The organism is Streptomyces sp. NPDC047841, from assembly GCF_040704085.1.
In the GTDB taxonomy this organism is placed as follows: domain Bacteria; phylum Actinomycetota; class Actinomycetes; order Streptomycetales; family Streptomycetaceae; genus Streptomyces; species Streptomyces argyrophylli.
Genome location: NZ_JBEYRP010000010.1, coordinates 69,190 through 91,075, shown reverse-complemented (window position 1 = coordinate 91,075; position 21,886 = coordinate 69,190). Strand labels below are relative to the sequence as shown.

General features: G+C 71.5%; 21 protein-coding genes and 2 pseudogenes. 12 read left to right on the top strand and 11 right to left on the bottom strand.

The annotated features are described in order from the left end of the window. Positions 1–14: 14 nt before the first annotated feature. Genes pgl through tkt form a run of 5 tightly spaced genes read right to left on the bottom strand, consistent with a single transcriptional unit; the run spans position 15 to position 6,691 of the window. Entirely contained in the window at positions 15–797 is a 783-nt protein-coding gene (pgl, locus tag AB0947_RS17960; RefSeq protein ID WP_366751291.1) for a 6-phosphogluconolactonase, read from the bottom strand. Further along, positions 794–1,900, bottom strand: coding sequence for a glucose-6-phosphate dehydrogenase assembly protein OpcA (gene opcA / locus AB0947_RS17955; RefSeq protein WP_366751290.1), 1,107 nt, complete (start codon positions 1,898–1,900; stop codon positions 794–796). The genes pgl and opcA overlap by 4 nt, the downstream gene beginning before the upstream one ends. Next, positions 1,897–3,435 carry a glucose-6-phosphate dehydrogenase gene (zwf, locus tag AB0947_RS17950; RefSeq protein WP_366751289.1) on the bottom strand — a complete coding sequence of 513 codons (1,539 nt, stop codon included), beginning with the start codon at positions 3,433–3,435 and terminating at the stop codon, positions 1,897–1,899. The genes opcA and zwf overlap by 4 nt, the downstream gene beginning before the upstream one ends. Position 3,436: 1 nt before the next feature. After that, positions 3,437–4,555 carry a transaldolase gene (gene tal / locus AB0947_RS17945; protein ID WP_366751288.1) on the bottom strand — a complete coding sequence of 373 codons (1,119 nt, stop codon included), beginning with the start codon at positions 4,553–4,555 and terminating at the stop codon, positions 3,437–3,439. A 33-nt stretch (positions 4,556–4,588) separates the two neighbouring features. Further along, on the bottom strand, positions 4,589–6,691 hold the full coding sequence (gene tkt, locus AB0947_RS17940) for a transketolase (RefSeq protein WP_366751287.1): 2,103 nt from the start codon (positions 6,689–6,691) through the stop codon (positions 4,589–4,591). A gap of 363 nt (positions 6,692–7,054) precedes the next feature. Between tkt and AB0947_RS17935 the strand changes: the two genes are divergently transcribed. Beyond that, positions 7,055–8,026, top strand: a complete 972-nt coding sequence (locus AB0947_RS17935) for a heme o synthase (RefSeq protein ID WP_366751286.1) — start codon at positions 7,055–7,057, stop codon at positions 8,024–8,026. Between the two features lie 69 nt (positions 8,027–8,095). Beyond that, positions 8,096–8,416, top strand: coding sequence for a hypothetical protein (locus AB0947_RS17930; RefSeq protein ID WP_366751285.1), 321 nt, complete (start codon positions 8,096–8,098; stop codon positions 8,414–8,416). Between the two features lie 171 nt (positions 8,417–8,587). On the opposite strand, the gene AB0947_RS17925 is transcribed toward AB0947_RS17930, so the two are convergent. Next, positions 8,588–9,559 carry a DJ-1/PfpI family protein gene (locus AB0947_RS17925; protein WP_366751284.1) on the bottom strand — a complete coding sequence of 324 codons (972 nt, stop codon included), beginning with the start codon at positions 9,557–9,559 and terminating at the stop codon, positions 8,588–8,590. 135 nt (positions 9,560–9,694) lie between these two features. On the opposite strand from AB0947_RS17925, the gene AB0947_RS17920 reads away from it, so the two are divergent. The 4 genes and pseudogenes from AB0947_RS17920 (at position 9,695) to AB0947_RS17905 (ending at position 12,523) form a co-directional block, all read left to right on the top strand. Then, a complete protein-coding gene (locus AB0947_RS17920) occupies positions 9,695–10,333 on the top strand; it encodes an HD domain-containing protein (protein ID WP_366751283.1) in 639 nt (212 codons plus the stop codon). Between the two features lie 216 nt (positions 10,334–10,549). Continuing rightward, positions 10,550–11,100: pseudogene (locus AB0947_RS17915) on the top strand (chloramphenicol efflux MFS transporter); the annotation flags it as partial. Positions 11,101–11,178: 78 nt separating this feature from the next. Beyond that, complete coding sequence (locus tag AB0947_RS17910; protein WP_366751282.1) at positions 11,179–11,919, top strand: VOC family protein; 741 nt, start codon at positions 11,179–11,181, stop codon at positions 11,917–11,919. 74 nt (positions 11,920–11,993) lie between these two features. Next, positions 11,994–12,523 (top strand): annotated as a pseudogene (locus AB0947_RS17905) (GNAT family N-acetyltransferase). Between the two features lie 20 nt (positions 12,524–12,543). On the opposite strand, the gene AB0947_RS17900 reads toward AB0947_RS17905, so the two are convergent. Beyond that, positions 12,544–13,350 carry a class I SAM-dependent methyltransferase gene (locus tag AB0947_RS17900; RefSeq protein ID WP_366751281.1) on the bottom strand — a complete coding sequence of 269 codons (807 nt, stop codon included), beginning with the start codon at positions 13,348–13,350 and terminating at the stop codon, positions 12,544–12,546. A gap of 65 nt (positions 13,351–13,415) precedes the next feature. Here AB0947_RS17900 and AB0947_RS17895 point away from each other — a divergent pair, with 65 nt between their 5' ends. Further along, entirely contained in the window at positions 13,416–14,009 is a 594-nt protein-coding gene (locus AB0947_RS17895; RefSeq protein ID WP_366751280.1) for a VOC family protein, read from the top strand. 17 nt (positions 14,010–14,026) lie between these two features. Here AB0947_RS17895 and AB0947_RS17890 read toward each other — a convergent pair whose 3' ends face one another. The 3 genes from AB0947_RS17890 to AB0947_RS17880 form a co-directional block, all read right to left on the bottom strand. After that, positions 14,027–14,608, bottom strand: coding sequence for a class F sortase (locus tag AB0947_RS17890; RefSeq protein ID WP_366751493.1), 582 nt, complete (start codon positions 14,606–14,608; stop codon positions 14,027–14,029). Between the two features lie 176 nt (positions 14,609–14,784). Beyond that, positions 14,785–15,276 carry a sortase gene (locus AB0947_RS17885; protein WP_366751279.1) on the bottom strand — a complete coding sequence of 164 codons (492 nt, stop codon included), beginning with the start codon at positions 15,274–15,276 and terminating at the stop codon, positions 14,785–14,787. A 266-nt stretch (positions 15,277–15,542) separates the two neighbouring features. Further along, complete coding sequence (locus AB0947_RS17880; protein ID WP_366751278.1) at positions 15,543–15,971, bottom strand: nuclear transport factor 2 family protein; 429 nt, start codon at positions 15,969–15,971, stop codon at positions 15,543–15,545. Positions 15,972–16,095: 124 nt separating this feature from the next. Between AB0947_RS17880 and AB0947_RS17875 the strand changes: the two genes are divergently transcribed. Next, positions 16,096–16,251, top strand: a complete 156-nt coding sequence (locus tag AB0947_RS17875) for a hypothetical protein (protein WP_366751277.1) — start codon at positions 16,096–16,098, stop codon at positions 16,249–16,251. Between the two features lie 248 nt (positions 16,252–16,499). Here the strand turns inward: AB0947_RS17875 and AB0947_RS17870 are convergent, their stop codons facing one another. Further along, on the bottom strand, positions 16,500–17,405 hold the full coding sequence (locus tag AB0947_RS17870) for an NAD-dependent protein deacetylase (RefSeq protein WP_366751276.1): 906 nt from the start codon (positions 17,403–17,405) through the stop codon (positions 16,500–16,502). A gap of 764 nt (positions 17,406–18,169) precedes the next feature. On the opposite strand from AB0947_RS17870, the gene AB0947_RS17865 reads away from it, so the two are divergent. From AB0947_RS17865 to AB0947_RS17850, 4 genes are all read left to right on the top strand, one after another. After that, positions 18,170–18,946, top strand: coding sequence for an ABC transporter permease (locus AB0947_RS17865; protein ID WP_366751275.1), 777 nt, complete (start codon positions 18,170–18,172; stop codon positions 18,944–18,946). A gap of 123 nt (positions 18,947–19,069) precedes the next feature. After that, positions 19,070–20,086: an ABC transporter substrate-binding protein gene (locus AB0947_RS17860; RefSeq protein ID WP_366751492.1), complete on the top strand. Its 1,017-nt coding sequence runs from the start codon at positions 19,070–19,072 to the stop codon at positions 20,084–20,086. After that, positions 20,073–20,900 carry an ABC transporter ATP-binding protein gene (locus AB0947_RS17855; RefSeq protein ID WP_366751274.1) on the top strand — a complete coding sequence of 276 codons (828 nt, stop codon included), beginning with the start codon at positions 20,073–20,075 and terminating at the stop codon, positions 20,898–20,900. The genes AB0947_RS17860 and AB0947_RS17855 overlap by 14 nt, the downstream gene beginning before the upstream one ends. Positions 20,901–20,938: 38 nt before the next feature. Then, entirely contained in the window at positions 20,939–21,820 is an 882-nt protein-coding gene (locus tag AB0947_RS17850) for a TauD/TfdA family dioxygenase (RefSeq protein ID WP_366751273.1), read from the top strand. The last annotated feature ends 66 nt before the right edge of the window (positions 21,821–21,886 follow it).

Here is a 21,886-nt window from a genome sequence, read left to right as displayed (position 1 = left end):
CACGGGCACCAGCGTCACGGAGACGCCGGCGGGTACAGCGACCTCGGCAGCTGCGCGGCCGCCGCCGAGTCCAGCAGCCACAGCGTGCGCGTACGGCCGTACGCGCCCGCCGCCGGGGCCTGGATCTCGCCGGCGCCGGACAGGGCGATGGCCACGGCCTCCGCCTTGTCCTCGCCGGCCGCGAGGAGCCAGACCTCGCGGGCCGCGCGGATCGCCGGGAGGGTGAGGGAGATCCGGGTGGGCGGCGGCTTGGGGGCGCCGTGCACGCCGACCACCGTGCGCTCGGTCTCCCGGACCGCGGGCAGCTCGGGGAAGAGCGAGGCCACGTGGGTGTCCGGGCCGACGCCCAGCATGAGGACGTCGAAGGTGGGCACCGCGCCGTGGTTCTCCGGTCCGGCCGCCTTCGCCAGCTCCGCCGCGTACGCCTCGGCCGCCGCCTCCACGTCCGCGCCGTGCGGGCCGTCGGAGGCGGGCATGGCGTGCACGCGCTCCGGGTCCACCGGCACCGAGTCCAGCAGCGCCGCGCGGGCCTGCGTGACATTGCGCTCGGGGTCGCCCTCGGGGAGGTAGCGCTCGTCGCCCCACCACAGGTCGAGGCGGCCCCAGTCGATGGCGTCCCGGGCGGGGGCCGCCGCCAGCGCGGCCAGCAGGCCGTTGCCGTTGCGGCCGCCGGTGAGGACCACGGACGCGGTGCCCCGGGAGGTCTGCGCGTCCACGATCTTCGTGATCAGGCGCGCCGCGGCGGCCTGCGCCATCAGTTCCTTGTCGTGGTGGACGACCAGCTGCGGAGTGCTCACTTCGCCGTCGCCTTCCTCGCCGGTGCCTTCTTCGCCGGTGCCTTCTTCGCGGTCTTGGCCGCCGCCTTCTTCGCGGGGGCCTTGGCCGCTTCCTCGACCGGTTCCGGTACGGCGGCCGGCTCGGCCGCGGACTCGGCGCCCGCGTCCCCGGCCGGCGCCTCGGACGCCTGCCGCGGCACCGTGTCCAGCCGCTCCACGCCGTAGCGCAGCGCCGACGCGTAGGTGTCGTCCGGGTCCAGCCGGCGCAGCTCCTCCGCGATCAGCTCGGCGGTGTCCCGCCGCTTCAGCGCCACCGCGCGGGCCGGCTGGCCCTCGATGGACAGCGTCGCCAGCGAGCCGTCGGCCCGGTCCAGCACGATCGGCCCGCAGTCGGTGTCCATGCGGACGGCCGTGAGCCCCGGGCCGGAGGACAGGGAGCGCTTCACCGGCACGTCCAGCCGGTCCGCGAGCCACATCGCCAGCAGCTCACAGCTCGGGTTGAACTCCTCGCCCTCCACCTCGACGGCCTTCACCTCGCAGGTGACCTGGTCGAGCGCCGCCGCGAGCATGGAACGCCACGGGGTGATCCTCGTCCAGGACAGGTCGGTGTCGCCCGGCGTGTACGCCTCGGCGCGGGCCGCCAGCTCCCGCACCGGCTGCTCCGCCGCGTAGGTGTCGGTGACCCGGCGCTGGGCGAGCGCGCCCAGCGGGTCCTTCGCCGGGTCGAGCGGGGCGTTCACCGGCCACCACACGACGACCGGCGCGTCCGGCAGCAGCAGCGGCAGGACCACCGAGTCGGCGTGGTCGGCGGCCTCGCCGTACAGGCGCAGGACGACCGTCTCGCCGGTGCCCGCCTCCGCGCCCACCCGCACCTCGGCGTCCAGACGCGAGGACGTACGGTCGCGCGGGGAGCGGGAGACCCGCCTGATGACCACCAGCGTGCGCGAGGGGTGCTCGCGCGAGGCGTCGTTGGCGGCCTTCAGGGCGTCGTAGGCGTTCTCCTCGTCGGTGACGATGACGAGGGTCAGCACCATGCCGACGGCGGGCGTGCCGATGGCACGGCGGCCCCGCACGAGCGCCTTGTTGATGGCGCCGGCGGTGGTGTCGGTCAGGTCTATCTTCATGGCCGGCGCCAGCTCCGTCCGTCTCGTGCGAGCATCTCGTCCGCCTCCACGGGACCCCAGGTGCCCGACTTGTACTGCGCGGGCCTGCCGTGCGTGTCCCAGTACTCCTCGATCGGGTCGAGGATCTTCCAGGACAGCTCCACCTCCTCCGTGCGCGGGAAGAGGTTGGCGTCGCCCAGCAGCACGTCCAGGATGAGCCGCTCGTACGCCTCCGGGCTGGACTCCGTGAACGACTCGCCGTAGGCGAAGTCCATGGAGACGTCCCGGATCTCCATCGAGGTGCCCGGCACCTTGGAGCCGAAGCGGACGGTGACGCCCTCGTCGGGCTGGACGCGGATGACGATCGCGTTCTGGCCCAGCTCCTCGGTCGCCGTCGTGTCGAACGGCGAGTGCGGGGCGCGCTGGAAGACGACCGCGATCTCGGTCACCCGGCGGCCCAGGCGCTTGCCGGTGCGCAGGTAGAAGGGGACACCCGCCCAGCGGCGGTTGTCGATCTCCAGCTTGACCGCGGCGTAGGTGTCGGTCTTCGACTTCGCGTCGATGCCCTCCTCTTCGAGGTAGCCGATGACCTTCTCACCGCCCTGCCAGCCCGCCGCGTACTGCCCGCGCACGGTGTCGGCGCCCAGGTCCTTCGGCAGCCGGACGGCGCCGAGCACCTTCTCCTTCTCCGCGGCCAGCGCGTCCGCGCCGAAGGAGGCGGGCTCCTCCATGGCCGTGAGGGCCATCAGCTGGAGCAGGTGGTTCTGGATGACGTCCCGGGCGGCGCCGATGCCGTCGTAGTAGCCGGCCCGGCCGCCGATGCCGATGTCCTCGGCCATCGTGATCTGCACGTGGTCCACGAAGGACCGGTTCCAGATCGGCTCGAACATCGTGTTGGCGAAGCGCAGCGCCAGGATGTTCTGGACGGTCTCCTTGCCGAGGTAGTGGTCGATCCGGAACACCTGGTCCGGCTCGAACACCTCGTGCACGACCTTGTTCAGCTCCTCGGCCGACGCCAGGTCGTGCCCGAACGGCTTCTCGATGACCGCCCGCCGCCAGGAACCGCCGCTCTGGTCGGCCAGACCGTGCTTCTTCAGCTGCTGGATGACCACCGGGAAGGAGCGCGGCGGCACGGACAGGTAGAAGGCGAAGTTGCCGCCCGTGCCCTGTGCCTTGTCCAGCTCCTCGATGGTGGCGCGCAGCCGCTCGAATGCCTCGTCGTCGTCGAAGGTGCCCTGGACGAAGCGCATCCCCTGGATGAGCTGCTGCCAGACCTCCTCGCGGAACGGAGTGCGCGAGTGCTCCTTGACCGCGTCGTGGACGACCTCGGCGAAGTCCTCGTGCTCCCAGTCGCGGCGGGCGAAGCCCACCAGCGAGAAGCCCGGCGGCAGCAGACCCCGGTTGGCGAGGTCGTACACCGCGGGCATCAGCTTCTTGCGCGAAAGGTCGCCGGTGACGCCGAAGATGACCAGGCCGGACGGCCCCGCGATACGCGGGAGCCGTCGGTCGGCCGGGTCACGAAGCGGGTTCGCTCCGGAACCGGAAACGCGTGACAAGTCAGCCCTCCGAGGGGGCGAGGCGCTCAAGCTCCGCCTGGGTGGACTTCAGCAGGTCGGTCCAGGACGCCTCGAACTTCTCGACGCCCTCGTCCTCCAGCACCCGCACGACGTCGTCGTACGAGATGCCGAGCTTCTCCAATGCGTCGAGGTCGGCGCGCGCCTGCTCGTAGGTGCCGGTGACGGCGTCGCCGGTGATCTCACCGTGGTCCTCGGTGGCCTCCAGCGTGGCCTCCGGCATGGTGTTGACCGTGTTCGGGGCGACCAGCTCGGTGACGTACAGGGTGTCCTGGTACGCCGGGTCCTTCACACCGGTCGACGCCCACAGCGGACGCTGCTTGTTGGCGCCCGCGTTCTCCAGCGCGCTCCACCGGTCCGAGGAGAAGACCTCCTCGTAGGCCTGGTAGGCGAGGCGCGCGTTGGCGACGGCGGCCTTGCCGCGCAGCGCCTTGGCCTCGTCGGTGCCGATGCCGTCCAGCCGCTTGTCGATCTCGGTGTCCACGCGGGACACGAAGAAGGACGCCACCGAGTGGATCTCCGACAGGTCGAGACCCCGCTCCTTCGCCTTCTCCAGGCCGGTCAGGTAGGCGTCCATGACCTTGCGGTAGCGCTCCAGCGAGAAGATCAGCGTGACGTTGACGCTGATGCCGAGGCCGATCGTCTCGGCGATCGCCGGCAGACCCGCCTCGGTGGCCGGGATCTTGATCAGGGTGTTGGGGCGGTCCACCAGCCAGGCCAGCTGCTTGGCCTCGGCGACGGTCGCCTTGGTGTTGTGCGCGAGGCGCGGGTCGACCTCGATGGAGACCCGGCCGTCCTGGCCGTTCGTCGCGTCGAAGACCGGCCGCAGGATGTCGGCGGCGTCGCGGACGTCCGCCGTCGTGATCATGCGGATGGCCTCTTCGACGGTGACCTTGCGGGCGGCGAGGTCCGACAGCTGCTGGTCGTAGCCGTCGCCCTGGGAGATCGCCTTCTGGAAGATCGTCGGGTTGGTGGTGACGCCCACGACGTGCTGCTGGTCGATCAGCTCGGCGAGGTTGCCGGAGGTGATCCGCTTGCGCGACAGGTCGTCCAGCCAGATCGCGACGCCTTCGTCGGAGAGGCGCTTGAGTGCGTCTGTCATGGAATTACATCTCCTACGTGTCGTATATGAGCGTCAGCGCTGAGCGTCGGCGAGGGATTCCCGCGCCTTCGCGGCCACGTTCTCCGCGGTGAAGCCGAACTCCTTGAAGAGCAGCTTGCCGTCGGCGGAAGCACCGAAGTGCTCCAGCGAGACGATGCGGCCGGCGTCCCCCACGTACTTGTGCCAGGTCAGACCGATGCCCGCCTCGACGGACACCCGGGCCTTGACGGACGGCGGCAGCACGGAGTCCCGGTACCCCTGGTCCTGCTGCTCGAACCACTCGACGCACGGCATCGAGACGACACGCGTGGGCACGCCCTCGGCCTGGAGCTGCTCACGGGCCTCCACGGCCACGTGCACCTCGGACCCGGTGGCGACCAGGATCACCTGCGGCTCGGTGCTCTGCCCCTCGGGCCCTTCGGCCTCGAACAGCACGTAGCCGCCCTTGGCCGCGTCCTCGTTCGGCTCGTACACCGGCACGCCCTGGCGGGTGAGCGCCAGGCCGTGCGGCTGGCCCTTGCCGAACTCCTTGGTCCAGCGCCGCAGGATCTCGCGCCAGGCGACGGCGGTCTCGTTGGCGTCCGCCGGACGCACGACGTTCAGACCCGGGATGGCGCGCAGCGAGGCCAGGTGCTCGACCGGCTGGTGGGTGGGGCCGTCCTCGCCGAGGCCGATGGAGTCGTGCGTCCACACGAACGTCACCGGCAGGTGCATCAGGGCCGACAGGCGCACCGCGTTGCGCATGTAGTCGGAGAAGACGAGGAAGGTGCCGCCGTAGACGCGGGTGTTGCCGTGCAGCGTGATGCCGTTCAGCTCCGCGCCCATCGAGTGCTCGCGGATGCCGAAGTGGATCGTGCGGCCGTACGGGCTGGCCTCGGGCAGCGGGTTGCCCTCGGGCAGGAAGGAGCTGTCCTTGTCGATGGTCGTGTTGTTCGACCCGGCGAGGTCGGCGGAGCCGCCCCACAGCTCGGGGATCACCGCGCCGAGCGCCTGGAGCACCTTGCCGGACGCGGCACGCGTCGCGACGCCCTTGCCGGGCTCGAAGACCGGGAGCTTCTCCTCCCAGCCGGTGGGCAGCTCGCCCTTGCTGATCCGGTCGAACTCGGCGGCCCGCTCCGGGTTGGCCTCACGCCACTCCTGGAGGGACTTCTCCCACTCGGACTTCGCCTGGGCACCGCGCTCCAGCGCCTTGCGGGTGTGGGCGATGACCTCGTCGGCGACGTCGAACGACTTCTCCGGGTCGAAGCCGAGGACGCGCTTGGTGGCCGCGACCTCGTCCTCGCCCAGCGCCGAGCCGTGCGCGGCCTCGGTGTTCTGGGCGTTCGGGGCCGGCCAGGCGATGATGGAGCGCATCGCGATGAAGGACGGCCGGTCGGTGACCTTCTTCGCCTCCTGGATCGCGGCGAAGATCGCCTGCGGGTCCAGGTCGCCGCTCTCCTTGGCCTCCACGCGCTGCACGTGCCAGCCGTAGGCCTCGTACCGCTTGACGGTGTCCTCGGAGACGGCCGTCTCGGTGTCGCCCTCGATCGAGATGTGGTTGTCGTCCCACAGCAGGATCAGGTTGCCGAGCTTCTGGTGGCCGGCCAGCGAGGACGCCTCGGCGGAGATGCCCTCCTGGAGGCAGCCGTCACCGGCGATGCAGTAGATGAAGTGGTCGAAGGGGGACTCGCCGGCCGGGGCCTGGGGGTCGAACAGACCGCGCTCGTAGCGGGCGGCCATCGCCATGCCCACCGCGTTGGCGACACCCTGGCCCAGCGGGCCCGTGGTGGTCTCGACGCCCTTGGTGTGCCCGTACTCCGGGTGACCGGGGGTCTTGGAGCCCCAGGTCCGGAACGACTCCAGATCGTCCAGCTCCAGGCCGAAGCCGGCCAGGTAGAGCTGGGTGTAGAGGGTCAGGGACGAGTGTCCGGCGGACAGCACGAAGCGGTCGCGGCCGACCCACTCCGGATCCGCCGGGTCGTGCCGCATCACCTTCTGGAAGAGGGTGTAAGCGGCCGGGGCCAGGCTCATCGCCGTACCGGGATGGCCGTTGCCGACCTTCTGTACGGCGTCTGCGGCCAGGACCCGGGCGGTGTCCACGGCCCGCTGGTCCAGCTCGGTCCACTCAAGGTCTGTGGTGGTCGGCTTGGTGCTCACCCTGGGTCAGGGCTCCTCTCCACATGTCGGTCGCCGGTCTCCGGGGCATGCGCCCACCCGGCCGCCGACGGGCTTGCCGCCCGCCGGCCGCTGTCGAGCCTACCCCCGTGAGGACGTGCGTTTTTTCGAGTGTTTCCAGACTGCCGGGAGTCCGCGCGATCCGCCTCCCGACCGGCCGGGAACGGCATGTGGCACATGAATACGGAGCCGGTCATCTGAGCGCTCAATCGAGTACCCGGACCCCTCTTATGGGGCGTGCGTCAACACGACCCCACCCCCGCGAAGGGCGGGGTATGGGCAACGTCTAAAGTGGCGTGGTACGCGCGAGCCTTTGCCGGGACTTCATACGGGGGGCTTGCTGGGATGTCTCTGTCAGGGGTGTGCGTGACGGCCGTCGAATCCCGTCCAGCGGCTTTGCTCGATGGTGCGAGCCAGGGCCCGGCTCATCGGCCGTTCGGGGCCCGTGTCAAGGCTTTCGTGGCGCTGACCAAGCCGCGGATCATCGAACTGCTGCTCATCACCACCGTTCCGGTGATGTTCCTGGCGCAGCAGGGCGTGCCCGACCTCAAGCTGGTGCTGCTCACCTGTGTCGGCGGCTATCTGTCGGCGGGCGGCGCCAACGCGCTGAACATGTACATCGACCGGGACATCGACGCCCTGATGGACCGCACCTCGCAGCGGCCCCTGGTGACGGGCATGGTCAGTCCGGCCGAGTGCCTGGTCTTCGGCATCACCCTCGCGGTCGTGTCGACCCTGCTGTTCGGCCTCACCGTCAACTGGCTGAGCGCCTGGCTCTCGCTCGGGGCGCTCCTCTTCTACGTCGTCGTCTACACGATGCTCCTCAAACGGCGTACGTCGCAGAACATCGTGTGGGGCGGCATCGCGGGCTGCATGCCCGTGCTGATCGGCTGGTCGGCCGTGACGAACTCGCTCTCCTGGGCGCCGGTCATCCTGTTCCTGGTGATCTTCTTCTGGACCCCGCCGCACTACTGGCCGCTGTCCATGAAGGTGAAGGACGACTACGCCCGCGTGGGCGTGCCGATGCTGCCGGTCATCGCCTCCAACAAGGTCGTGGCCCGGCAGATCGTCCTCTACAGCTGGGTCATGGTCGCCGTCTCCCTGCTCCTCACCCCTCTCGGCTACACCGGCTGGTTCTACACGGCCGTCGCGCTGGCCGCCGGCGGATGGTGGCTGTGGGAGGCGCACGCGCTGCAGAACCGGGCCAAGGCCGAGGTCACGGGCGGGAAGCTCAAGGAGATGCGGCTGTTCCACTGGTCGATCACCTATGTGTCGCTGCTGTTCGTCGCGATCGCGGTGGACCCGTTCCTGCGCTGAGCGCGCCCGGGCGCACGTCACAGCGCCCTGACCTCGCCAGCCGGGCTACCCGTCGGTAGCATCCTGGGCATGGCAGACACGCAGCAGGTTGACGCACGGGCCGAGCGCAAGGTGGCGCGGCTCGCCCGGGAGATCAGCGCCTTCTCCAAGGCCCACGGCGGCGCCGAGGGCCAGGTGGCCCACATCGGCGAACGCGGCGCCCGGATCGTCCTCGTCGGCGAGGACGGCGGCTGGGGCGACCTGGTGGCTCCCACGTACGAGATCGCCGAGAAGGCCGTCGAGAAGGCGGGCATCACGGTCCACGAGTCCTTCGACGGCGAGTTCGCCGCGAAGGTGACGACGGGGCCGTACGAGTGGAAGCGGATGGCCGGTATCCAGATCGGCGGCTAGGGCCTGTCTGACAATTCGCGTCGTCGCCCGGAGGGCGGCCGCGCGGCGTCAGGTGCGTGCTCTCGGGGCGCCGGCCCCAGGCCCTCGTACTGGACGTACTTGGGTCTGGGGCCGGTGCGGCGAGAGTGCGTGCATGGCGTCGCGCGGCAGGCGCGAATTGTCAGACAGGCCCTAGGTCTGGGCGCGGCGGGCGGTGGCGAACCGGCGCTGGTAGGCGGCGGGGGAGATGGCCAACTCCCGTGCGAAGACGCGCCGGAGACTCTCGTAACTCGGGAAGCCGGCCAAGGACGCCGCCTGCGTCGCGGTGTACCCCTGGTCGAGCAGCGACTTCGCGATGTCGAACCGGATCGACTCCACGTACCGGGCCGGCGTGGTGCCCAGTTCCTCCCGGAACAGCCGGGTGAGGTGACGCGTGCTGAGGTTGAGGTGTCCGGCGAGTTCGGTGAGGGAGTGGTTGCCGGCGGGGTCCGCCGTGACCAGGCCGACGATCCTGCGCAGGGCGGGCGACCGGGGCGGCGGTCCTTGCAGGGGAGCGGAGAACTGGGACTGGCCGCCCGCCCGTTGCAGGTAGACCACCAGGGAGCGGGCCACCTCCCGGCTGACGTCGGGACCGTGGTCCTCCTCGACGAGGGCGAGCGCCAGGTCGATGCCGGCGGTGACCCCCGCCGACGTGTACGTCGTGCCGTCGCGGACGTAGATGGCGTCGGGTTCGACGCGGGTCCTGGGGTGCCGGGCGGCGAGTTCGCCCACGATCTTCCAGTGGGTGGTCGCCCGCTTGCCGTCCAGGAGACCCGTCGCGCCGAGGACGAAGGCACCGGAGCACACGGAGGCGACCCGGCCGGACCGGCCCGCCAGATCCCTGGCGGCTTCGACCAGATCGCGCGTGACCGGAGTCCTCGGGTAGATGTCCGCGCCCGGCACCAGGAAGGTGCCCGGGTCCGCCTCCGCCGCGGCACCGCCGTCGACGGCGATCCGCATGCCCATCGAGGAGGCGACATCGGCGCCCGTCGTCGACACCAGGCCGACGCTGTAGTCGGCACCGAGGAGGTTCGCCTCCCCGAAGACCTCGGCGGGGCCGACGACGTCCAGCAGTTTGACCCCGTCGTAGACGAGGATCGCTACGCGATGCGTGTCGGAGCTCACAGAGCCATCCTGAGGTGACTGGATTCGAGTGGTTCATGGCCGGACCGAGGCGGCGCCGCAGGCCGCGTGGTCGGCACCGTGGAGAACGGACGCACGGTCCACTCGTAGCACATCGCACCGGAAAGCACGGACATCATGACCGACATCATCGCAGGCGTGGAAATACCGGAGACATCGGCTGTCGCGGAGGCCACGGAATTCCTCCGGGAGCGGACGAATCCCCTGATCTTCCACCACTCGCGGCGGGTGTTTCTCCTCGGTTCCCTCCACGCGCGGAAGCTGGACCTCCGGCCCGATCCCGAATTGCTCTACATCTCCGCGATGTTCCACGACACGGGCCTGCTGATCCCGTTCTCCGACACACAACAGCGTTTCGAGGTGGACGGCGCCGACCACGCGCGGAAGTTCCTGCTCGACCGCGGGTTCTCCGAGAGCGCCGCCGAGGTGGTCTGGATGGCGATCGCCCTGCACACGACGCCGGAGATCCCCGGCCGCCTGGGCCCCGAGATCGCCGCCACCAACTACGGCGTGCTCACCGACGCGATCGGCTGGGGGTTGGACGGACTGGAAGGCGACCAACTGGACGAGATCGTCGCCGCTCATCCGCGCGGGAATTTCAAGGAGGAATTCCTGCAGGCATTCGTCGACGGCCTCAAAGACCGTCCGGACACCACGTACGGCACCGTCAACTCGGACGTCCTGGAACACTTCGTCCCCGGATTCCGCCGCACGTCCATGGTCGAACGCGTCAACAATGCTCCCTGGCCGCGGTGACCCCTCGCCGTCTGAGCCGACGCGCCGCCTTCGGCGTGCCGACGGTCACCACCGTCGTGATGGTGACCGCGGGGACGCCGTCCCGTGCCGCTCGCCACGCTCCCGCCGGCGGCGGCCCGGCGATGCCCTGTCCCCGGTGATCACACGGACGGTGCAGGGCGTCGCCACCGGTACCGCCGTCGGAGGGCTCGCCCGGACCTCGGCGCCACCGTCGGGATGGTCGCCGCACCCGCGAACGCCGGATTCCGCGCCGCAGCCCTGACGACGGCGGGCACGCTCGTGATGCCGGGCAGGCAGGGACGGGCGCCGGCCGTGCTGCCGGCGGGCGCCACTGCGGCCACGATCGCCGGGGTGCCGGGGGGAGCGGTCCTCGGCACGCCGCTCGGCTGGCGGGCGTCGTTCTGGGCCGTCGCCGCTCGCTGCCTGCCCGCAGCCATCGGCCGTCGGCGTCACCGCTGCCGGGCGGCTGTCCGGCCAGCGCCCCGGCCTCGTCCTCGCGGCCGGCGGGCCGCTGCTGCTCATCGGCTGGCCGGCCCCGGCCCCGCCGGCCGACGAGCGGGCCGCCCTGCCGGCTCTCGTGTTCCTGCAAGGCGCCCTACGCGACGGCCGCACTCGACCTTGCCGCAGCCGCCGGACCACTCGTCGTCGCGACCACCCTCGGCACCACGGCCGGGCACCTCGGACCGCTGCGGGCAGGCGGGCGACCGGTCACGGTGGCGCTGCTCATCACGTCGCCCGTCCGCACCGCGGGCCCGGACGACGGTTGAGCGTCGGGGCGGAGCGAGTCGGTCCTGCCACCGTGACGGTGCGGACGCCTGGCAGAGCGGGCGCATAGGATCGCCGGCATGGCTTTGCGACCCGCTCACGTGATCCTCAAGGCCGTCGACGCCCCGGCGGTCGGCCGGTTCTGGGCGGAGGCGCTCGGCTGGAGCGCGTACAGCCCCGGCGTGACCACCTACGTCGGCCCCGCCGGCGGACTGGTCTGGCCCGACCCGGTCGCCGTGGGCGTCGACGTCGTTCCCGTCCCGGAACCCAGGACAGCGGCGAAGAACCGCCTGCACCTGGATCTCGCCACCACCTCCACGTCCCATCAGGCCGAGTTGGTCGCGCGCCTGAAGTCTCTCGGCGCGACGCCCGCCGACGTGGGCCAGGGCGACGTGCCGTGGACGGTCCTCGCCGACCCGGAGGGCAACGAGTTCTGCGTGCTGGAACCTCGGGAGGCCTACCGGGACACCGGGCCGATCGCCCGGATGGCGGTCGACTGCGCGGATCCGCGGGCCATGGCCCGGTTCTGGGGTGAGGCGATGGACTGGACCCTGCACGAAGTGACCGGCGAACGTGCGGTGCTGCGCTCCGCCAAGGGTGTCGGCCCGTACCTCGAGTTCCTGCGCACGCCCGGTGTGAAGAGCGCGCCGGACCGCGTCCATCTCGACCTGCTGCCGTACCCCGGGGACGACGAGGCGGCGGAGGTGGCCCGGCTGCGCGCCCTCGGCGCCACCGACCTCGACGTCGGCCAGGGGGATGTGCCGTGGACGTGCCTGACCGACCCGGAGGGCCACGAGTTCTGCGTGCTCGCCCCGTCCTGATGCCCAGCCGGTCCAGCGGCCTGAAGACGGTGGCCGGTCCGAGCCGTAGGGGGCCTTGCGATAGGTTGCCCGTCATGACCGGACTCGGACCCGTCGCCTGGCCGCCTGCCCCGATCAGGACCGAACGGCTCGTGCTCCGCGAGTCCGAGGCACGGGACCGCACGGCGTTCATCGAGCTGTTCGCCTCGCCCGAGGTCGGCACCTATATCGGTGGCCCCGACCGGGTGAGGGGCTCGGGCGTATGGTGCCCGAGGTGCCCGGGCGGCGACCCGGCTCCTTCGTGGTGGATCGCGACGGAGCGATGATCGGGATGGTGACGCTCGACAGGCTCGACGCGGCACGTCCGGGTCACGCCCGCCCCGGTGCCGGGAAGGCCGCGCTCGGCTACATGTTCCTGCCGCAGGCGTGGGGACGCGGCTATGCGGCGGAGGCGTGCGCAGCGGTACTCGACTGGTTCGCCGCCGCGTTCCCCGGCGAGCCGGTGGTGCTCCGCACCCAGACCGCCAACGCCCGCTCGCTGCGCCTCGCGGTGAAGCTGGGGTTCACGGAGGTCGAGCGGTTCGAGGAGTACGGCGCTGAGCAGTGGTTCGGTATGCGGTCCTAAGGGGACGGGTCACGGCACGGTCACCGGGACCGTCGACCGCGTCCCACCGCCTCGCCCGCACCCTCTGTGCCGGCACGGGCCACGAGCAGCGGCTGGAAGAAGCCCGTCTCCTCCGGCATCCGCCACCCGGGCTCGACGAACCCGGCGTCGGCCGCCAAGTCGGCCAGCCGGTCCTGGCCGAGCGCCCAGTAGGTGGTCCGGCGCACCTTGACGCGCCATTCCCCGCCTTCCGGGAGGAGCTGGAAGTGCTCCATGTCGTAGTGCTGGCCGTCGTCGTGCCAGCGCCAGAGCTGGAAGGTGACGGACCGTTCTCCGCCGGCGGCCCGGTGCACCTGCGGAGGCGTCGAAGAGGGGCGGTCGCGCAGCAGGGCTTCGTAGGGGCGCGTGCTGACCATCAGCAGACCAGCCGGACGCAACACGCGGCGCATCTCGGTCAGGGCGGCGCGCACATCCTGCTCGGTCAGCAGGTGAGGCAGCGCGTTGTCGGCGCAGACGACGGTGTCGAACCGGCCGTCAAGAAAGGGGAGACGGCGCATGTCGGCGGCGGCCGTGCGCACGCTCAGGCCCCGGTGGGCGGCCTCACGGGACGCGCGGGCGGCTGAGCGGGGGCTGATGTCGGTCCCGGTGACGCCGTGCCCGTGCAGCGCAAGGCCGATGGCCTGCGTGCCGATGCCGCAGGAGCAGTCGAGCACCGCCGCGCGGTCCTGGCCGATCAGGGCGTCCAGAGCCGCCCCCTGCCGGCGGATGCTCGCATCCCAGTCCGGGTAGATCAGGTGGTAGTCGTCGGCCAGTTCGTCGTAGAAGTGCGCCACCGATGTCTCGGGCATGACGCGACCTTACTGCGGCCGGCCTCACGAAGGCGCATGCCGAGTCGAGGGCTTGGGGGAGTGGGATGCTGACCGGGATCGTGATCGACGCGCTGGACGTGGCGCGCATGGAGCGCTTCTGGTCCGACGCGACACGGGGCCGGACGGGCGGCCTGCACCTGCGGTTCGTCCCGGCCACGACACCGAAGACGGCGCTCAAGAACCGGCTCCACCTCGACTTGGCCGCGGGACCGGACTGGGAGGCCGAGGTGGCGCGCCTGCTCACCCTCGGTGCGACGCGGATCGACATCGGCCAGGGGGACGTCCCGTGGGACGTGCTGGCCGATCCGGAGGGCAACGAGTTCTGTGTGCTGCGTCCCGGTCACCCCGGTGTGCTCGCCGGCTCCGGGCTCGTCGCGATCTGCCTCGACGTGGCGGAGGAGGAGCGTTGCGCGCAGCGGGCCTTCTGGCAGTCCCGGGCCGACTGGCACGCGGTCGAGTCCCATGACGGGGGTGTCCGGCTGCGCCGGAGTCCGACCAGTACGGTCTCGCTGGTGATGGGGCCGCCCGCGGCGCCGAAGGAGACGCGGAACAGGCTGCGGCTGGAGGTCACCCAACGCGACGGGGAACCCGGCGAGTTCCTCGACATCGGCGGGAACGAGTTCCACGTCACGGGGTGACCCGTCCGTTCGGGCGGCTACGTCACCGCGGTCAGCGTCGCGTAGACCACGACGTTGCCCAGGTAGCCCGTGCGCTTGGTGTAACCGCCGCCGCAGGTGATCAACCGGAGCTCGGGGCGGCCCGAACCGCCGTAGACCTTCTTGCTGGGGAACTCCTCCCTGTCGTAGAGCTCGACGGCGCTGACGGTGAACACCGCCGTCCGCCGGTCGGCCCGGCGGATCTCGACGGTGGCTCCCCGGGTCAGGGCGCCGAGGTCGTAGAAGACACCGGGGTCGCCGGCGGGTGTGTCCACATGCCCCGTGGCGACGGCGGTGCCCGCCGAGCCGGGAGGAGTGCCGTCGCCGTACCAGCCGGCGAGGGCGGGTTGGTCGGCCGGGGGAGTCCGCGGTGCCCCTGCCGCGTCGAGGCCCACCCGTGTCATCGGGGCGTCCACCCCGATCTCGGCGATGCGGAGCCGGACCGGATCGGCGGGGGGCAACGGGTGGACGGTGGGGCCGGTGGGATGCGCGGAAGTCGAGGAGGGCTGCGCCGCCGATGGCCGCGGGGGTGAGTCCCTGTCGTGCACGGCGCTGATCAGCAGCACCACACCGGCCGTCATCGTGCAGATCAGAAGGAGCACCGCGAGGACGAACGGAGCTCGGGACGGGCTGATGGGGTGTCTGAGTGCCATCGCGTTGCGTCTCTGCTGCACGGCGGTGCGTCGCAGCGGGTGGTAGGGGGCCACACGGGGCGGCCGGCGGAGCGGGACGATCAGGTGGCGACCGGGTTCGGCGGTCAGACGCGGTCGTGGTGCGGGCGGCGGCACAACCAGACCGCGCCCCCGGCGGCGGCCGTGACGAGCAGCCCTCCCCCCAGGGCGAGCCCCACACCCGTGTCGTCGGCCGGTCCGAAACCGGCGTTGACCGAGCCGTTCGGAGTGCGTCCGGTGACCCGGTACGTCTCCGTGACCTTGGTCAGAGGCGGACACTTCACGGTGACCGTGTCGTCGCCCGGCCGGGCTCCCTCCGGGATCCGGAACTCGCCCGTGAGCACCCCCTCCTCCTCACCTGCGAACAGGTGGAAATCCCCGGCCACCTCCGACCGGCCCTTGCCGTAGTCCGCGTCGGCGTCGCAGGCACTCGTACTGACCGTGACCGTCGAACCCGGTGGTGCGTTCCACGGGTCGATACGCAGGTCCGGGTCGTCAGCGGCGGCAGCGGCCGGGATCTGCAGCCCGAGGGCACCGAGAGCCAGGCCGATACCCGCACCCATGTGTCTGTAGCGCATGCGCTTCCTCCAAAGGAACCGTGACCGGCCTGCTGCGCGGCACATCTCCTGTGTTCCGCTCACGAGGCAACCGACAGTCCGTCAGTTCCGCAACCCGGCGAGTCGCCGAACGTGTCACCCGGTCAGGCGCACGTGCCCTCGCTCGTGATCGCTTGCGCAGGTCACCGACACGGAGATCATCCGTACGCGTCACCCGCCGCCCCGTCCCCATCACGGTGAACGTCGGCCAGGCCGCCCCGCACGGTGCGGTCCGCCGCGCGCGCCCGTCAGTCCGTTGCGGCGGGTGACGCGGTGAGGCGCTGGTACAGCTCCCAGCCAGACCGTTCCACCCAGTTGTGCAGGAGCTTGCCGTCCTCGCGGACCGCCCAGATGGCGGTCCCGGTGAAGGAGACCGGTCGCCCGTCGGCCTCGGTGCCCAGGACGCCGTTGTTCCGGCCGTGAACGCGCCAGCGCGAAGCGACCCGGCTCCCGTCCTGGTTCTGGAAGGTTTCGATCACCTCCAGCCGGAGGTCGCCCACCTGGTCGAGGAAGCCCCTGATCCAGTTCTTGAAGTCGTCCCGGCCCTCGATGCGCTCGCCGCCGGTGGTGATGACGAAGTCCTCGACCACGAAGTCGTCTGCCTTCTCCGGGTCGTGTGCGTTCCACACGTGTGTCCAGAACGCCTCCACGATCTCGACGGAGCTCGCGTGTGCCATGACTTCTCCCTGCGTTCGGTGTGCCGTGCCGCCGGAACCGGCCCGACGGCTCAAGCAATACGGCATCCCTCGGGCTCAGGCACCCCGCGCGCGTCGCTGGTCGCTGGGAGTCGGTCAGGGCAGCGTGTACCACCACGTCACGGGCAAACCCGAACGGGTGCCGGCCGCCGAGCGGCGGATCGTCGCCCACGACGCGCCGCGTACGCCGGTCCGGGAGACCTTCGCCGTTCTCGTCGACTGCCTGACCGCGGCCATGACCGAGGCCCAGCGGGCCGGGTGAACTGGACGCGCGCCTGCGGCCGGAGCGGGCCGCCACCGCCCTGGCGGCCGTCGTCCAGGGCGCGTACGCGCCGGCGCGTGCCGAACAGTCCGCCGAGCCCTGCGACCGTGCGGTCCAGGGCGCCCTGGACCTGCTGGGCGTCCCCGCGGACGGCGACACCACCGGCACCGGCCGAAGGGCTTCGTGACCGGCCGTCCCGCCTGCGGCCCACGCCGCACCGCCGACGGGACCAGGCCCAGGTGCGAGGTTCAGGCCGGCGGCGAGGTCTGTGCGCCGACGGGGATGTCCAGCCGCCCGGCCACCGTGGTGAGGGCCTCCCCCAGCGGGAGCGCGACCCTGGTCAGGGCGTGCCGGTCGCCCCGGGTCTGGTCGCGGTTGACGATGAGCACCGGCTTCCCGGCCCCGGCCGCCTGGCGGACGAACCGCAGTCCGGACATCACCGTCAGCGACGAACCGAGGACCAGCAGTGAGGCCGCCTCACGGACCAGCTCGCGGCAGTGCTCGACGCGCTGCGACGGAACCGCCTCGCCGAAGAACACGACGTCCGGTTTGAGGATGCCGCCGCATATCAGGCAGGGCAGGACGCGGAAGTCCTCGACCTGCTCGTCGGTGAGGTCCGCGTCACCGTCCGGGTTGATTCCCGCGGCCACCGGCGCGAAGCCCGGATTGGCCGCTTCCAGCCGCTGGGCGAGTTCGCGGCGCGGACTGAAGGCGCCGCACCCGAGGCAGACGACCCGGTCCAGGCTCCCGTGCAGTTCCACGACGCCCTCGCTGCCGGCGGCCTGGTGCAGGCTGTCGACGTTCTGGGTGATCACCCCGGTGAGCAGGCCGTGCCGCCCGAACGCGGCCACGGCCAGGTGCCCGGCATTGGGGCGGGCACGGCCGAAGGTGCGCCATCCGAGGTGGCTGCGCGCCCAGTACCGGCGCCGGGCCTGGGCGCTCGCGGTGAACTCCTGGTAGGTCATCGGGGTGTGCCGGCTCAGGCTCCCGCCCTCGCCCCGGTAGTCGGGGATGCCCGACTCCGTGGAGATGCCCGCCCCACTGAGCACCAGCACGCCGCCGGCACTCAGCGCATCGGCGACCGGCTCCGGATCCGTGGTGCCGGGCGGCAGGTCCTCGGTAGGGGTCCAGCTGAGAGTGGGGCGCATACGCATGCCGCAAGGGTACGGAACGGGCTGTCGCCGGGGAGTCCGGTACGGCGCCCTGGCCCTCGCGAGCCGCGCTGGACAGACCGTTCCCGCCCCCTCACGGACGGGTACGGACGCCGGCGGGCCCACGGGCGTACCGGACCACGAGGGGAGGGCTGAGCCCCGTAGACCCTGGTGCAGGGGCTCAGCAGCGCACGATGCCCCTCTTCCCTCAGGTCACGCGCGCTTGTCCGGGCCGCATCGCCCCGGACCCTCACCCGTCATTCCGGTACGCCGGCGCCATCGGATGCGCGGTCGTGGCCGGACGGACAGCGGAGCAGGGTGTCACCGAGGACGGCACGGCCCGGCCGCACCCGTACCGCGACGGCGACGCAGGGCCGAAACGATCAATGAGACGCCTGGTCCAGAAAGTGGGACACCCTTTGCGGGGACCGGGTACTGCTGTAGAAATAGGCGCATGATTCACGGGTTCCTGGTGCGACGCCTGGTCATCGACCTGTGCCGACGCCCGGCTTCGTGTTGTCGCTGACTCGGCGTTCCTGACGTTTTCCCCTCCCGCTGTCCGGTCGTCTCACCCGGCGGGAGTCGTTCCCCCGTGTACCCGGCGGTGCCCGCTCCGCGGCCGTCAGCTCCGCTGACCCCTGCCGCCCGTGCGTGGCGCCCTTGGAGGCTGCCCCATGCCCACGACATCCCGTCCGCCAGAAACCGGTCCCACCCCCATAGCCGTCGGACCGCCGGTCCGCAGGCCCCCGCGGGGCGCTTGGGCGCGCGTGCGCCGTGCCGCCCTGCCGTTCGGTTCGCTCCTGCTGTTCCTCGCGCTGTGGCAGTCGCTCGCGGCGAGCGGGACGTGGAGCGAGACGCTGGTTCCGCCGCCGGCGCAGGTGTGGGACGCGTTCGTCGACGTCTCCACGACACACGACGGCGTACGGGGCTACAACGGGACCTATCTCATCGAGCACCTGGGCATCAGCCTGCGGCGCATCGCCATCGGCTCGGGCGCCGGCATCGCCCTCGGGGTCCTCTTCGGGCTCGCGATGGGCACCGTCGGCTGGCTGCGCTCGCTGTTCGAACCCTGGATCACCTTCCTGCGGACGCTGCCGCCGCTGGCGTACTTCTCCCTGCTCATCATCTGGCTGGGCATCAACGAGGAGCCGAAGGTCACCCTGCTGGCCGTGGCCGCCTTCCCGCCGGTGGCGGTGTCCACCACCACGGCCGTCGCGGCCGTACCCCGGAGCCTGCTGGAGGCCGCGCGTGCCCTCGGCGCCTCCCGGTGGGACGTCGTCAGGGACGTCGTCCTGCCGTCCGCCCTGCCGGAGACACTCACCGGCGTCCGGCTCGCCGTGGGAGTCGCCTACTCCTCCCTCGTCGCCGCCGAGTTGGTCAACGGACTGCCCGGCATCGGCGGCATGGTCAAGGACGCCGCCAACTACAACAACACGCCCGTGGTGCTCGTCGGCATCATCGCCATCGGAGTCTCCGGACTGGTCATCGACGGCCTGCTGCTGCGGCTGGAACGCACCGCGGTGCCCTGGCGCGGACGCTCCTAGCCGAGCCGACCCCCCTCCTCCCCACCTCCCCTCCTCCTCTCGCACAGAAACGGCTGCACCATGTCTCGCTCACTGCCCGGAGTTCCCGTCGGCTCCCCGGCGCGGGGACCGTCCCGCCGGCTCCTGCTCGCCGGTGCCCTGGCCGCCGTGTCCGCGGCCGTGACCGGCTGCTCCTCGGACAGTGAGGCGTCGACCTCGGGCGGATCCAGGCAGTTGCGCATCGGCTACTTCGCCTTCCCCAGCGGCGATCTGATCGTGAAGAACAACCGGCTGCTCGAGAAGGCCCTGCCGGACCACAGGATCACGTGGATCAAGTTCGACTCGGGTGCCTCCGTCAACCAGGCGTTCATCGGCAAGTCCCTCGACATCGCCGCCCTGGGCTCCAGCCCGTTCGCCCGCGGGGTGTCCGGCGCCTCGCCGATCCCGTACAAGGTCGCCTGGGTCCTCGACGTCGCGGGCGAGAACGAGGCCCTCGTGGCCCGCAAGGCCACCGGCGTCGTCGACGTCGCCGGCCTCAAGGGCAGGACCGTCGCGACGCCGTTCGCCTCCACCTCGCACTACAGCCTGCTGGCGGCGCTGACGAAGGCAGGTCTCAAGACGTCCGACGTCAAGCTCGTCGACCTCCAGCCGCAGGCGATCCTCGCCGCCTGGCAGCGGGGGGACATCGACGCCGCCTACGTCTGGCTGCCGACCCTGGACGAACTGCGCAAGACCGGCACCCAGCTCACCAGCAGCAAGGAGATCGGCGCGGGGGGCAAGCCGACCCTGGACCTCGCCGTGGTGTCGGACGAACTGATCACCGGGGACCCGCGGGCGATCGACGCCTGGCGCGCGGCACAGGCGAAAGCGCTCCGCCTGCTCAAGTCCGACCCCGACGGCTCCGTCAAGGCCGTCGCGGCCGAGCTCGGCATCAGCACCACGGACGCCCGGGCCCAGCTCGCGCAAGGCGTGTTCCTCACCCCGGAGCAGGTGGCGTCCGCCGACTGGCTGGGCACTGACGGCAACCCCGGCAGGCTGCTGTCGTACGTCACCGACACGGGCCGGTTCCTGGCCGGCCAGAAGCAGATCGACGCCGCACCGTCCGAGGACGTCGTCCGCAAGGCGTTCTACCTCAAGGGGCTGCCCGATGTCCTCAAGTGAAGCCGTACACGAGGCAGTCGAGGGCGAGGATGCCGTCGCCCCGCGTGCCGGGACCGTGCGCCTCGAACACGTCACCCACCAGTACCGCCGGGGCGGGCAGAGCGTCACCGCGGTCGGACCGGTCGACCTGACCGTGCCCGCCGGCGAGTTCCTGGTCCTGGTGGGCGCCTCCGGCTGCGGCAAGAGCACACTGTTGCGGCTGATCGCCGGATTCGAGCGGCCCACCCACGGCTCGGTGCGGGTGTCCGGCGCCGAGCCGCGGCCCGGCGAGTCGGCCGGTGTCGTGTTCCAGACGCCCCGGCTGTTCCCGTGGCGTACCGTGCGGGGCAACATCGACCTGGCCCTGCGGTACGCGGGGGTGGACCGCGGCCAATGGCCCGAGCGGCGGGCGGAGTTGCTGGCACGCGTGGGTCTCGAGGGCACGGACAGGCGGCGCACCTGGGAGATCTCCGGCGGCCAGCAGCAGCGGGTCGCCATCGCCCGCGCCCTGGCCGCCGAGAACCCGCTCCTCCTGCTCGACGAGCCGTTCGCGGCGCTGGACGCGCTGACCCGGGAACGGCTCCAGGAGGACGTCCGCCAGGTGACCGCCGAGACCGGGCGGACCACGGTGTTCGTGACGCACTCGGCGGACGAGGCGGTGTTCCTGGGCTCCCGCATCGTGGTGCTCACGAAGGGTCCGGGCACCGTGGCCCTCGACCTCCCGATCCCCCTGCCGCGTGGCGGTGCCGACGCCGAAGAGCTCCGCGATTCGGCCGAGTTCGCCGAGCTGCGCGCGGAGGTCTCCCACGCCGTCAAGGCCGCCGCCGCGGCCTGACCCCGCATCGCCCGCATCCAGAGAGGAAACACCGACAGATGAGCGTCCTCAGCGAACGGCCCGCAGCGGCACGGCTGCCGGTCACCGAACTCGGCCCGCACTTCGGAGCCGAGATCCACGGCATCGACCTCGGTCGCCTCGGAGACGACGAGGTCCTCGCGCTCCGGCAAGCACTCGTGCGGTACAAGGTGCTCTTCGTGCGCGGCCAGCACGGCCTCGACGACGCCCAGCAGATCGAGTTCGGCAGACGCCTGGGCGAGGTCACCGTCGGGCACCCGATCCACGACTCCGGTGACGTGGCCCCCGAGGTCTACTCGCTCGACAGCCAGGACAACGGGTTCGCCGACGTCTGGCACACGGACGTGACGTTCGTACGGCGACCGCCCGCGATCTCCGTCCTGCGGGCCGTGGTGCTGCCGCCCAACGGCGGCGACACGAACTGGGCCGACAGCCAACTCGCCTACGAGTCGCTGTCGCCGGGCCTGCGGGCGCTGATCGACCCGCTCACCGCGGTCCACGACGGCACCCGCGAGTTCGGGTACTACCTCGCCCAGCGTCGCGAGGGCCGCGGCAACCTCTGGGAGGGCCAGGTGTTCACCGACCTGACACCGGTCGAGCATCCGGTGGTGCGCGTCCACCCCGAGAGCGGACGCAAGGGCCTCTTCGTGAACCCCGGATTCACCTCGCACATCGTGGGCGTCTCGGAGCACGAGAGCCGGGGCATCCTCGACATCCTGTACGCCCACCTCACCAAGCCGGAACACGTCGTACGCCATCGCTGGCAGCCCGGTGACGTCGCCCTGTGGGACAACCGCAGCACGGCCCACTACGCCAACCGCGACTACGGCGACCGTCACCGGGTCATGCACCGCATCACGCTGCGCGGGGACACCCCCGTGGGTCCCGCGGACGCGCGCTGACCTCCGCGCCGCCCCCCTTCCCGGGGACCTGGGGGAGCGGGTGGCTGCCGCCGCCACCCGCCCCCG

Excerpts from the sequence above, each read along its gene's own strand:
- AB0947_RS17870 (WP_366751276.1), bottom strand. The coding sequence starts at position 17,405 with ATGCGTATGCGCCCCACTCTCAGCTGGACCCCTACCGAGGACCTGCCG.
- tal (WP_366751288.1), bottom strand. The coding sequence starts at position 4,555 with ATGACAGACGCACTCAAGCGCCTCTCCGACGAAGGCGTCGCGATCTGG.
- opcA (WP_366751290.1), bottom strand. The coding sequence starts at position 1,900 with ATGAAGATAGACCTGACCGACACCACCGCCGGCGCCATCAACAAGGCG.
- AB0947_RS17935 (WP_366751286.1), top strand. The coding sequence starts at position 7,055 with ATGTCTCTGTCAGGGGTGTGCGTGACGGCCGTCGAATCCCGTCCAGCG.
- AB0947_RS17890 (WP_366751493.1), bottom strand. The coding sequence starts at position 14,608 with ATGACGGCCGGTGTGGTGCTGCTGATCAGCGCCGTGCACGACAGGGAC.
- AB0947_RS17920 (WP_366751283.1), top strand. The coding sequence starts at position 9,695 with ATGACCGACATCATCGCAGGCGTGGAAATACCGGAGACATCGGCTGTC.
- AB0947_RS17850 (WP_366751273.1), top strand. The coding sequence starts at position 20,939 with ATGAGCGTCCTCAGCGAACGGCCCGCAGCGGCACGGCTGCCGGTCACC.
- AB0947_RS17930 (WP_366751285.1), top strand. The coding sequence starts at position 8,096 with ATGGCAGACACGCAGCAGGTTGACGCACGGGCCGAGCGCAAGGTGGCG.
- AB0947_RS17885 (WP_366751279.1), bottom strand. The coding sequence starts at position 15,276 with ATGCGCTACAGACACATGGGTGCGGGTATCGGCCTGGCTCTCGGTGCC.
- AB0947_RS17910 (WP_366751282.1), top strand. The coding sequence starts at position 11,179 with ATGGCTTTGCGACCCGCTCACGTGATCCTCAAGGCCGTCGACGCCCCG.
- AB0947_RS17895 (WP_366751280.1), top strand. The coding sequence starts at position 13,416 with ATGCTGACCGGGATCGTGATCGACGCGCTGGACGTGGCGCGCATGGAG.
- AB0947_RS17900 (WP_366751281.1), bottom strand. The coding sequence starts at position 13,350 with ATGCCCGAGACATCGGTGGCGCACTTCTACGACGAACTGGCCGACGAC.
- AB0947_RS17880 (WP_366751278.1), bottom strand. The coding sequence starts at position 15,971 with ATGGCACACGCGAGCTCCGTCGAGATCGTGGAGGCGTTCTGGACACAC.
- AB0947_RS17855 (WP_366751274.1), top strand. The coding sequence starts at position 20,073 with ATGTCCTCAAGTGAAGCCGTACACGAGGCAGTCGAGGGCGAGGATGCC.